The sequence below is a fragment of the Rhodococcus sp. P4_B6 genome (genome assembly GCF_056402215.1).
In genome coordinates this window covers 120,801-131,712 of sequence record NZ_JBFUHV010000010.1, presented here as the reverse complement: position 1 = coordinate 131,712, position 10,912 = coordinate 120,801, and the positions used below count along the sequence as shown (strand labels likewise).

Sequence of the window (10,912 nt, the reverse complement as noted above, 5' to 3'; positions counted from 1 at the left end):
GTCGTGGGCGAGGCCGGCGAGTTTCTGTGCGTCTTCGAGCATCGGTGACAGTCCGTTTCCGTCTCCTTGCAGAAGCGAGATCGCGTTGTCGGTGAAGGTGTTGATGTCGTCGGTGCTCATGGTCGCGAGTACCGGTTGCAGTCCGTTGAACAACTCGGTGATGTCGAACGAGGCCCGCGTCTTGTCGGCAGGCAGTCGATCGACTGCTCCGCCCGGATTTTCGGGGAATTCGGCGTCGATGTAGCGAACGCCGGTGAGGTTCTGGTACTTCACCGCGAGGATCGTGTCGGAGGTGAGCTGATACGGCTTCTCCATCGTGAAGTGCACTTCCGCGAGACTCCGCCCGCCGTCCCGGATCAGTTCGACCGATTCGACCTTGCCGATCCGGACCCCCTTCGTTCGGATGTCCCCGTGTGCACCGAGCCCGGAGACATCGGTGAATTCCGCTGTGTAGCTGTTTGTCTCATTGGTCACCGGGCTCTTCATCGCGCTGATCACGATGATGAAGAGGACCACGGAGACCGCAGCCGCGACGGCGAGCTTGACGAGAGTGACGATGTACCTGGTTCGGTTGCTCATCGGCCGGCCCCGTCCTCGGACGGCGGGGCACCGGTCAACGCGAGCGGGGCCGCCAGTGCGGGCAGATCGTCCAGGACGATCCGGAGATTGAGCCGCTGCCCGTCGCCGCTGTCCTCGAACGCCGAGTCCAGCCGCTCGACGGCGGTGCGCAGTCGCTCGGGGCGCGCCCCACCGTCGTACAGGTGCGGCACCACGCCGGCGAGTTCCGAGACCACCTCGGTGACCGGTACCAGTTCGTCACCGTGAGATTTCAGCAACTGCCCGGCCTGTCCGAACAATTGTCCGGCCGCCAGGGTCAGACCGGCGTCCGTCTCGTCCATGAACGGGTCGTCGACCCCTACCGAACCGTCGGGTCGCTGGTTGTAGGTGCTGTTGTAGATGTGGGTCAGCGAATCGATCGCCTGTCGATTGAACGCCGGGAACACGTCGAGGACGTCGTTGACACGCCCGAGCAGGTCGGCCGGAAGTGCCTGCTGAGTCTGCGCGACCCGGTCGCCGAGCACGAGTGCCGCATCGAACATCGGTGTCAGGCCGTCGGTGTACCGGACGACCTTGTCCAAGCTGGTGATCATCGAGTCCGTCAGGGTGCCGTCGACGGCCAGCGAACCCTTCTCGATCATGGTCGACATCGTGAAATCTCCTGTGGGCGTGCGGTCCAGGGTGCGGTGTGCCTCCAGACCGGAACCGCCGGGCCTGCCGACCAGATTGACGGCGGTGGAACCGAAGTAGTTCTGCGGCCGGAAGTCGACATCGAAGGCATCGGTCAGGCCGCCGATCTGGTCGGGATCCAGCTGGAGGTCCATGCGGACGGAGTCCGCGCCCGTCCGTTCCAATCCRGTGACGACACCGACCTCACCGCCCCGCAGGATCACCTTCGTGCCGGAGTCGACGCCCGGGCCCACGTAGGGGACGTCGATGCTGATCGGCAACCCTTCCGTGTCCGCGCTGCTCGGGTATACCCAGACTGCAGCGATCACTGCGCAGGTCGTCACGACGACCCCCAGCCCCGCCCCGTGCAGCACTCGGCTCTGACGGCCGGGGACCCCTCTCAGGAAGTCCTGACTCCTCGCTCTGCTCATTGACTCATCCTTTGAACACTAGTTCGGGACTGAGGCCCCAGATCGCCACAGTCATACAGAAATTCAGGACGACGATCGCGACGAGGCTCGCCCGGATAGCCCGCCCGGACGCCGCGCCGACCCCCGCGGGCCCGCCACCGGCGAAGTATCCGTAGTAGCAGTGGATCATCGTGACGACGGCACAGAAGACGACTGCTTTGACCAGCGACGCCACGAGGTCCGGAACACTGAGAAATTGGCTGAAGTAGTGATCGTAGGTACCCGAAGGCTGGCGGTGAAACGTCTTGATGATCAACCCTCCGGTGAAGAAACTGACCACGAGCGCCATCAGATACCCGGGGATCACGATGAGCATGCTTCCGATCAGCCGCGTCCCGACCACGAACGGAATGGCCTGCAATCCCATCGATTCGGTGGCGTCGATCTCCTCGGAGATGCGCATCGAGCCGATCTCGGCGGTCATCCGGCAGCCGGCCTGCGCGGCGAATCCAATTCCGGTGATGATCGGGGCGATGACCCGGACATTGCCGAACGATCCGATGATCCCGGTCAACGCGCCGAAGCCCAGCAGATCGAAGGCCATGAACGCCTGGATCGCGACGACGGCGCCGACGGCCAGTCCCAGGAAGAACATCAGGCTGACGACACCACCGTCGACGACGAGGGATCCGTTCCCCCACGCCATGTTGTTCATGGTGGTCATCGTCTGCTTGCGGTAGTGCCGCAGCGTTGTGGGCAGCAATGCGACCGTCTTGACGGTGAAGACCGTCACCTGACCGATTTCCTCGATCACCGACGTCGCAGCGCGACCCACCGAGCGAATCGGTTGCAGCAGAACCCCGCCGACAGGTCCCCTGCGATGCGTGGAGTGTGTGTTCATGTCACGCCAACCGGGCCGGAAAGAACATCATCTGGATCTGACTGACCACGAGATTGGTCATGAAGATGCAGAAGACACTGAGTACCACCGAGGCATTGACCGCGTTGGCCACGCCTTTCGGGCCGCCCTTCGCTTCGAGACCTCGCAGGCTGGCGATCAACACGACGAGCGCCGCGAAGATCACCGACTTGAGCACGGAGAAGACCAGATCGGTCGGTGTCGCGAAGGAGCCGAACGATTGCCAGAAACTGCCGGGCACCACATCGTTGACATTCGCCGAAATCACCAGCCCCGCCGCCACACCGGCCGCGACGATGACGATGCACAGCATCGGTGCGATGGCGACCATCGCGATGAACCGCGGAACGACCAGTCGCTGGACCGGGTCGATTCCCATGACCCGGATCGCTTCGATCTCCTCGCGGATCGCACGGGCACCGAGATCGGAGGCGATCGCCGATGCGGCCGCACCGCTCATCAGCAGTCCCGCCGCCATCGGCGCCCCCTGCCCCACCACGCCCAGCCCACTCGCGGCTCCTGCCAGCGAGTTCGCGCCGACCTGGTTCATGATTCCACCGACCTGCACCGAGACCTCGGCACCGATCGGCACCGCCATCAGCAGCGCGGGAAGTGCGGTGACCTTGAGAAGTTTCCACATCTGCGTGGCCACCTCCTCGAGGGGCAACCGCAGGGCGATCGTGTCGGATACCGTGTATTTCAGGATGTTCACGGCGAGCTCACCGGATCGCCCCAAAGTCGCGAGGCTGCGAATGGGCGTGTCCTTCAGGTATTTCCCCACCGCGGCGATCGACAGACGCGGCCGCCGTCGCTTCTCCGCTGCGTCCGGCTCGATCGGCGCGACGTCCACGGCGATCGGGACCTTCACACTCGTCACTTCGCAACTCCCGTGTCGAATCCCGCTGCCTCGAAGTACATTCGGTCCGTGTCTGCGTCTCCCGGACTCCACTCGTCGCCGACGCCGTCCGCTCCGAGGCTTTCCTGGATCGCGATCTGCGCGTTCTCCGGCAGGGTGTGCATGATGTGCCGGACCCGTTCCTGACGACGGGCCACGGCCTGCCGGAACGGCATCCCCAGCGTCGCCTTCATCTGCGGAACGATCCCCTCCACATCGTCGACACCACCGGCATGATGCCCGGCATCGACCATCGCCTGCTCCTGCGCCATCTGCGCCTCGTCCTTCTCCTCCGACATCCCGATCGGACCGATCATCGTGCCGTTCAGGAACTGCTTGACCACCGGCTCCTCGCTGGTCAGCAACACCTCCCGCGGACCGAACATCACCAGATGCCGGCGGAACAACATCCCGATGTTGTCCGGCACCGTCCGAGCCAGATTGATGTTGTGCGACACGATCAGAATCGTCGCATCGATCTCCGCGTTGATGTCGATCAACGTCTGCGAAATGTAGGTGGTGCGCACCGGATCCAGACCCGAGTCCGGCTCGTCGACGAGAATGATCTGCGGATCCAGCACCAGCGCCCGCGCCAGCCCGGCACGCTTGCGCATACCACCGGAGATCTCGCCGGGCAGCTTGTCCTCGGCCCCGAGCAGGCCGACSAGTTCCATCTTCTCCATCACGATSTTGCGGATCTCGGACTCGGACTTCTTCGTGTGCTCGCGCAACGGGAAYGCCACGTTGTCGAACAGGTTCATCGACCCGAACAGCGCRCCGTCCTGGAACAGCACCCCGAACAACTTCCGGATCTCGTACAGCTCCTTCGAGGAGCACTCGAGAATGTTGGTGCCGTCGATSACGATCGACCCCTGCTCCGGACGGAGCAGACCGATCAGCGACTTCAGGAACACCGAYTTACCCGTGCCCGACGGCCCGAGCAACGCACTGACCTCACCGGCCGGAAGGGTCAACGTGACGTCCTGCCAGATCCTCTGCGAGCCGAAGGACTTGGTCAGTCCCTCGACGGATACCTCGACTCCCACCATTACCTCCGCGACCGTTCGATGCACTCACCCCGTGTGGGTTGGGTCACTCTATCGCATCGACGTGTTACCTGTGACAAGGGATGCTACTCATGAGTAAGGAAGCATGCCAACTGCGGGTCTCACTATGCAAAACAACGCGTCTGAACTGGGATAACGGTAGCGAAATTCTTGATCGCGCGTCCCGCTTTCGGTCAGGAATCTCGACACTCCGAAGCCCCCCGAGGACGCAAAAAAGAGGGCCACTCCCCACGGATGGGGAGTGGCCCTCTTCGTCTGCTCGGTGAGCAGCGCGGGTGAGAGACCGTCTTACTTGACGGTGATCTTCGCGCCGGCAGCCTCGAGCTTCTCCTTGGCGGCGTCGGCCGCGTCCTTGGCAACCTTCTCCAGGATGGCCTTCGGAGCACCCTCGACGAGGTCCTTGGCTTCCTTCAGGCCGAGGCCGGAAACGACCTCGCGGACGACCTTGATGACCTGGATCTTCTTGTCGCCGGCCGACTCGAGGACGACGTCGAACTCGTCCTGCTCCTCAGCAGCCTCGGCGGCAGCCGGTGCTCCGCCTGCAGCGGCAACGGCGACCGGGGCAGCGGCGGTGACCTCGAAGGTCTCCTCGAATGCCTTCACGAACTCCGAGAGCTCGAGGAGGGTGAGCTCCTTGAACTGGTCCAACAACTCTTCGGTGCTGAGCTTCGCCATTGTGGCGGTCCTTCCTGTAAGTCCCATGTCGCTGATCCGCGACCGGGCGGGGTTATAGCAGTGATGCGCGGGTGCGGATCAGCTTTCGGCTGCAGCCTCGGCGGGAGCTTCGGCAGCTCCGCCTTCTGCGGCCTTCTTTTCCTGCAGAGCAGCGGCCAGACGGGCCACCTGCGAAGCAGGAGCGTTGAACAGGCCTGCGGCCTTTGCCAAGTTGCCCTTCATCGCGCCGGCAAGCTTGGCCAACAGGATCTCGCGGGACTCGAGGTCCGCGATCTTGTTGACCTCGTCCACGGACAGCGCAGCGCCGTCCATGTAGCCGCCCTTGATGATGAGCGCCTTGTTGTCCTTAGCGAAGTTCTTCAGAGCCTTCGCAGCATCGACGGGCTCGCCCTTGATGAATGCAATGGCGGTCGGACCGACGAAAAGGTCATCAAGGCCCTCGACGCCCGCCTCAGCAGCGGCACGCTTGACCAGGGTGTTCTTGGCGACGGAGTAGGTGGCACCTTCTCCGAGAGCGCGTCGCAGTGTCGTGATGTTGCCCACCGTCAGACCACGGTATTCCGTGATCACAGCAGCGGTCGAACCCTTGAACTGCTCGGTGATCTCCGCAACTGCGGAAACCTTCTCAGGCTTTGCCATACTTCGCCTCCTCTCATGACAGTCGTTATCCCACTTCGGAACCGCTGCGCACCGCCGGGTATCCCGGAGCACACAATCCACGACATGCAAAACGCCCCGGTGCAGGGCACACGGGGCGTGAAAGGAAGCCATTCGGCCAGGGCGCGAACCCACAACCGAAACGCATCCCCCTACCTCGTCCTCCTGCGTGGGCCGCCGGACATTCCCGGACTTTCAATCACACCCTTGCGGGAGCGATCACCAACGGTCTTGGGTAGAACATGATTTGGGGTGAAGCTCGAATAGTGCATCGAACTCCGCAGGTCAGATTACGGCATGTCCTGCTCAACCGCCAAATCGCGGCCGGACCCTGACGTAGAGACGTGACCGGCGTCACCTTTCGGACGGGGCTGTGACCCATCAGACCGAAGTTGGGATCAATTACCTGTTACGTCACGTAACATGTATGAGCTAGCTTTTTCTCATGACAATCCTCGAAGCCCGAGCCGTCGTGGCCGGGTCCCGGACGCGCCGCTTCCTCGCGCTCGCCGTGATCTGCCTGGCCGAACTGCTGGTCGTGCTCGACAACACCATCGTCAACGTCGCTCTCCCCTCGATCGGCGTCGAACTCCGTACCAGCGTCAGCGGCCTGCAATGGGTCGTCGACGCCTACACACTGACGTTCGCCGGGCTGCTCCTGGCGTTCGGCAACCTCGGCGACCGCTATGGGCGTCGACGCGTCATGGTCATCGGCCTGATCGGCGTCGCCGTCATGTCGATCGCGGGCGCCAACGCCGAGAGTCTGGGCCAGGTCATCGCGGCCCGCGCCGCGATGGGTGTCTTCGCCGCTGCCGTCTTCCCCGCGACCCTCGCCCTCGTCATCAACATCTTCACCGACGTGCGGGAACGAGCGCTGGCCATCGCCGCCTGGACCGCGATGGCCGGATTCGCGATCGCCATCGGCCCGATGGCCGGTGGGTGGCTGCTCGAGCACTTCAGCTGGCACTCCGTCTTCTGGATCAATGTGCCGATCGCCGTAGTCGCGGCGATTGCGACGCTCATGTTGGTGCCGGAATCGCGTGCCTCCGTCATCGGGCGCATGGACCTCCTCGGCATCGCAGCCTCGATCACCGGCATCACCGTCCTCGTGTGGGCGATCATCGAAGCCCCTCACCACGGGTGGACGTCGGCCGTCACCGTCGGCGCCGTCGCGCTCTCGATCGCGGTACTGACCGGATTCGTCTTCTGGGAGTTGCGCACCGACCACCCCGTCCTCGACCTGCGACTGTTCCGCAACCGACGGTTCTCCCTGCCCGCCCTCGCGATCGCCATCGGGTACTTCTCGATGTTCGGTTTCCTGTTCCTCATCACGCAGTACTTCCAGGGTGTCCGCGAGTACACGCCGTTCGAGTTCGGTGTCGCCTCGCTGCCGTTCGCGGTGTCGGTGGCGGTCGGCGCCCCGATCGCCACACTGCTGGCGCAGCGGGTCGGGACCACCCCGGTGATCGTGTTCGGTCTCCTCCTGACCGGGGTCGGCCTGTACCTCGGGGGCCAGGTTGCCGTCGACAGCAGTTACCTGACGGACGTGCTCCCGTCGATGGTGTCGATGGCGCTGGGCCTGGCCATCGTGCAGGGACCGGCAACCGAGTCGATCATGGCGTCGCTGCCACTCGACGAGGCCGGAGCGGGGTCGGCCGTGAACGACACGACCAGGGAAATCGGAGGAACGCTCGGGGTCGCCGTGCTCGGATCGATCGTCGCGTCGTACTACGCGACGACGATGAGTCCACTGCTCGACCGCATTCCGGCCGCATTGATGAACGACGACGAGAAAGGTTTCGCCGGCGCCACGGTCCTGAGTGTGCTCGAGATCCGCAAGCGCGAGATCCCGCCGTTCCTCGAGCAGCAGCGTGAGAATCTCATCCTCACCATGAAGACAACGGTCCTACAGGGTTCGCACACCGCATCGCTCGTCGCGGCGGGCGCCGTCGTGGTCTGCGCGGTCGTCGTCGCGATCTTCATGCCCTGGGTGCCGGCCCGCACGGACTCCGTGATGCTGGCGTGGCGGAAGAAGACCGAACCGGAGACCGCCGACGAGAACTGAACCCGGAAAAAGCAGTTCGGCCGGTACGGAAGATTTCCGTACCGGCCGAACTGTGTGTAGCGAGACTTACGCGTCGGCATCCTCGAGAAGGTTGCGGGTGCGGTTCGGGTCCACCGGGATGCCCGGGCCGGTGGTGGTCGAAACGGTGACCTTCTTGACGTAGCGGCCCTTCGCGGAGGACGGCTTCGCACGCAGGATCTCGTCCAGCGCGGCGCCGTAGTTCTCCACCAGCTTGGCGTCGTCGAACGATGCCTTGCCGATCACGAAGTGCAGGTTGGCCTGCTTGTCGACGCGGAAGTTGATCTTTCCGCCCTTGATGTCCGCGACGGCCTTCGTGACGTCAGCCGTCACGGTGCCGGTCTTCGGGTTCGGCATCAGGCCACGCGGTCCGAGGACGCGGGCGATGCGGCCGACCTTGGCCATCTGATCGGGAGTCGCGATGGCGGCGTCGAAATCGAGCCATCCACCCTGGATCCGCTCGATGAGGTCCTCGGCGCCGACGGCGTCGGCTCCAGCTGCCTCGGCCTCGGCAGCCTTCTCTCCGACTGCGAACACGATGACGCGGGCGGTCTTACCGGTGCCGTGCGGCAGGTTGACCGTGCCGCGAACCATCTGGTCCGCCTTGCGGGGGTCGACGCCCAGACGAACTGCAACCTCGACGGTCGCGTCCATCTTGCTCGACGACGTCTCCTTCGCCAGCTTCGCAGCCTGCAGCGGGCTGTACAGCTTGTCGAAGTCGATCTTCTCAGCGGCGGCGAGATACGCCTTGCTGCGCTTTGCCATTTCTTCTGTCCTAACTTCTCACCGCAGTGTGTGTCTTGTCTGCGGTGGTGAATGGTTCAGTAGTGGTCTGGGCCTGGCCGGCCCTCCCACGCTTTCTTCGACGGCGGTGCCGTCAATCGATCTTCGACGGCGGTGCCGTCACTCGATCTTCGACGGCGGTACCGTCGATCGATCAGGGCTGACTCAACCGTCGACCGTGATACCCATCGAGCGTGCGGTGCCGGCGATGATCTTCGCGGCCTGCTCGATGTCGTTCGCGTTGAGGTCTTCCTGCTTGGTCTTCGCGATTTCGCGCACCTGATCCATGGTCACGGAAGCGACCTTGGTCTTGTGCGGCTCGCCGGAGCCCTTCTGCACGCCAGCAGCCTTGAGCAGCAGCTTGGCAGCCGGAGGGGTCTTCAGCTTGAAATCGAAGGTCCGGTCTTCGTAGACCGAGATCTCGACCGGCACCACGTTGCCGCGCTGGGACTCAGTCGCCGCGTTGTAGGCCTTGCAGAACTCCATGATGTTCACGCCGTGCTGACCAAGCGCGGGACCCACGGGCGGTGCAGGGTTAGCCTGACCGGCCTGGATCTGAAGCTTGATGAGCCCTGCGAGCTTCTTCTTCTTGGGGGGCATCTCGTTTTCCTAATTCTTGCTGGGTGTGTTTCTTGCTAYTGCAGTGCAAGTATGTGCCGCTAGATCTTCGCGACCTGCGTGAAGGACAACTCGACCGGAGTCTCGCGACCGAAGATCGAGACGAGGACCTTGAGCTTCTGCTGCTCGGCGTTGACCTCGCTGATGCTGGCGGGCAGCGTGGCGAACGGGCCGTCCATGACGGTGACCGACTCGCCGACCTCGAAGTCGACCTCGATGAGCGGTTTCGCGAAGCTCTCTCCGCCGGTCTCGCCGGCCGACACGGTTGCCGCGGCAGCCTGCTTCTTCTGCTCCTGCTGCGGGAGCAGGAACTTGGTCACCTCGTTGAGGGTCAGCGGGGACGGACGCGACGTCGCACCGACGAATCCGGTGACGCCGGGCGTGTTGCGCACAGCTCCCCAGGACTCGTCGTTGAGATCCATGCGGACCAGGATGTAGCCGGGCAGAACCTTGCGGTTGACCTGCTTGCGCTGTCCGTTCTTGATCTCGGTGACCTCTTCGGTGGGAACTTCCACCTGGAAGATGTAGTCGCCGACGTCGAGGTTCTGGACACGGGTCTCGAGGTTGGCCTTGACCTTGTTCTCGTAGCCCGCGTAGGAGTGAATGACGTACCAGTCACCGGGTGCGCGACGCAGCGCGGCCTTGAGTTCCGCAACGGGATCCTCGGGCTCTTCGGCGGTCACAGCCTCTTCGGCGGTCACGGCCTCCTCGTCGGCGACAGCTTCTTCGTCGGCGACAGCTTCCTCGTCGGCTTCTGCCTCGTCCTCGGCTTCAGCCTCGTCCTCGATGATCTCGTCGGCCGGGGCGTCGTCGGCGACGTCGTCACCGAAGAATTCCGCGGCTTCGGTGCCCTCGTCGGCAGCCTCGACATCCACTTCGGCTGCCGCCTCGGCAGAAACACGCTCTTCGGCCAAGGCCTCATTCGTGTCGTTCTCGGGGGTGCTCACTGGGGCACTCGCTTCCTCTCGTCACTCACATACTTCGGATCCACCGGGGCGGATTCCGTCAACCGAACAACCAGGTGACGCCCTTGATGACCGCCAGATCCAACACGCCGATGAACGTCACCATGAACACCACGAATGCCAGGACGACGCTGGTGTAGGTGATCATCTGCTTGCGATTGGGCCAGATGACCTTGCGCAGCTCGGCGATGACCTCGCGGAAGAACCGGCGCAGGCGCTTGAAGATGTTTTCCTTGCGCGGCTTGTCGGCGCGATCCTTCTTCGCCGGCTTGACCTTGGTGGTCGTGTCCGACTTCGACTGTTCCGGTGCCTTCACGGAACTCGCGGCGACCTCGGTGCCTGCCGGAGAACGACGGCCCTGGCGCTTACCGCTGGGCTTTCCCGAGGGAGTGGCGGAACGCGTGGTGGTGGCGTCGGCCGCGGTGTCGTCGGCACCGTCCGGGCGCGTGGACCCTGAAGTGTCGCCGTCGCGCTTGGCGCGCTCCTCGCTCACGTCGTTCCTCTCAGTCGCTGGCATCCGGGGGCAGGGGCGACAGGACTTGAACCTGCAACCTGCGGTTTTGGAGACCGCTGCTCTGCCAGTTGAGCTACGCCCCTTTGGTCGGGAGAGCTG

Annotated in this window: 12 protein-coding genes and 1 tRNA gene; 1 reads left to right on the top strand and 12 read right to left on the bottom strand. The window is 63.8% G+C overall.

Annotated features, from left to right (window positions below):
• The 7 genes from AC1DWT_RS07485 to rplJ form a co-directional block, all read right to left on the bottom strand.
• Window positions 1–579: MlaD family protein (locus AC1DWT_RS07485; RefSeq protein WP_477920092.1), on the bottom strand; the 579-nt coding region annotated here is incomplete at its 3' end.
• Window positions 576–1,658, bottom strand: coding sequence for an MlaD family protein (locus AC1DWT_RS07480; protein ID WP_072939679.1), 1,083 nt, complete (start codon window positions 1,656–1,658; stop codon window positions 576–578). The genes AC1DWT_RS07480 and AC1DWT_RS07485, both read right to left, overlap by 4 nt.
• Before the next feature lie 4 nt (window positions 1,659–1,662).
• Window positions 1,663–2,538 carry an MlaE family ABC transporter permease gene (locus AC1DWT_RS07475; protein WP_179377612.1) on the bottom strand — a complete coding sequence of 292 codons (876 nt, stop codon included), beginning with the start codon at window positions 2,536–2,538 and terminating at the stop codon, window positions 1,663–1,665.
• 1 nt (window position 2,539) lies between these two features.
• On the bottom strand, window positions 2,540–3,352 hold the full coding sequence (locus AC1DWT_RS07470) for an ABC transporter permease (protein ID WP_072940389.1): 813 nt from the start codon (window positions 3,350–3,352) through the stop codon (window positions 2,540–2,542).
• A 77-nt stretch (window positions 3,353–3,429) separates the two neighbouring features.
• A complete protein-coding gene (locus AC1DWT_RS07465) occupies window positions 3,430–4,500 on the bottom strand; it encodes an ABC transporter ATP-binding protein (RefSeq protein WP_477920091.1) in 1,071 nt (356 codons plus the stop codon).
• A gap of 306 nt (window positions 4,501–4,806) precedes the next feature.
• Window positions 4,807–5,193: a 50S ribosomal protein L7/L12 gene (rplL, locus tag AC1DWT_RS07460; protein WP_005252104.1), complete on the bottom strand. Its 387-nt coding sequence runs from the start codon at window positions 5,191–5,193 to the stop codon at window positions 4,807–4,809.
• A 78-nt stretch (window positions 5,194–5,271) separates the two neighbouring features.
• The gene (gene rplJ / locus AC1DWT_RS07455) at window positions 5,272–5,832 is read right to left on the bottom strand and encodes a 50S ribosomal protein L10 (RefSeq protein ID WP_005252102.1); all 561 of its coding nucleotides are present in this window, start codon (window positions 5,830–5,832) and stop codon (window positions 5,272–5,274) included.
• Between the two features lie 463 nt (window positions 5,833–6,295).
• Here rplJ and AC1DWT_RS07450 point away from each other — a divergent pair, with 463 nt between their 5' ends.
• A complete protein-coding gene (locus tag AC1DWT_RS07450) occupies window positions 6,296–7,915 on the top strand; it encodes an MFS transporter (RefSeq protein WP_095862575.1) in 1,620 nt (539 codons plus the stop codon).
• Window positions 7,916–7,981: 66 nt separating this feature from the next.
• On the opposite strand, the gene rplA is transcribed toward AC1DWT_RS07450, so the two are convergent.
• The 5 genes from rplA to AC1DWT_RS07425 form a co-directional block, all read right to left on the bottom strand.
• A complete protein-coding gene (rplA, locus tag AC1DWT_RS07445; protein ID WP_005252097.1) occupies window positions 7,982–8,698 on the bottom strand; it encodes a 50S ribosomal protein L1 in 717 nt (238 codons plus the stop codon).
• A 183-nt stretch (window positions 8,699–8,881) separates the two neighbouring features.
• Window positions 8,882–9,316, bottom strand: a complete 435-nt coding sequence (gene rplK / locus AC1DWT_RS07440) for a 50S ribosomal protein L11 (RefSeq protein ID WP_005252095.1) — start codon at window positions 9,314–9,316, stop codon at window positions 8,882–8,884.
• A 59-nt stretch (window positions 9,317–9,375) separates the two neighbouring features.
• Window positions 9,376–10,281, bottom strand: coding sequence for a transcription termination/antitermination protein NusG (nusG, locus tag AC1DWT_RS07435; RefSeq protein WP_072940023.1), 906 nt, complete (start codon window positions 10,279–10,281; stop codon window positions 9,376–9,378).
• 58 nt (window positions 10,282–10,339) lie between these two features.
• Window positions 10,340–10,792, bottom strand: a complete 453-nt coding sequence (gene secE, locus AC1DWT_RS07430; RefSeq protein ID WP_072940020.1) for a preprotein translocase subunit SecE — start codon at window positions 10,790–10,792, stop codon at window positions 10,340–10,342.
• A gap of 31 nt (window positions 10,793–10,823) precedes the next feature.
• A tRNA-Trp gene (locus AC1DWT_RS07425) sits at window positions 10,824–10,896 on the bottom strand.
• Window positions 10,897–10,912: the final 16 nt, after the last annotated feature.

Excerpts from the sequence above, each read along its gene's own strand:
- AC1DWT_RS07475 (WP_179377612.1), bottom strand. The coding sequence starts at position 2,538 with ATGAACACACACTCCACGCATCGCAGGGGACCTGTCGGCGGGGTTCTG.
- rplL (WP_005252104.1), bottom strand. The coding sequence starts at position 5,193 with ATGGCGAAGCTCAGCACCGAAGAGTTGTTGGACCAGTTCAAGGAGCTC.
- rplJ (WP_005252102.1), bottom strand. The coding sequence starts at position 5,832 with ATGGCAAAGCCTGAGAAGGTTTCCGCAGTTGCGGAGATCACCGAGCAG.
- AC1DWT_RS07450 (WP_095862575.1), top strand. The coding sequence starts at position 6,296 with ATGACAATCCTCGAAGCCCGAGCCGTCGTGGCCGGGTCCCGGACGCGC.
- rplA (WP_005252097.1), bottom strand. The coding sequence starts at position 8,698 with ATGGCAAAGCGCAGCAAGGCGTATCTCGCCGCCGCTGAGAAGATCGAC.
- rplK (WP_005252095.1), bottom strand. The coding sequence starts at position 9,316 with ATGCCCCCCAAGAAGAAGAAGCTCGCAGGGCTCATCAAGCTTCAGATC.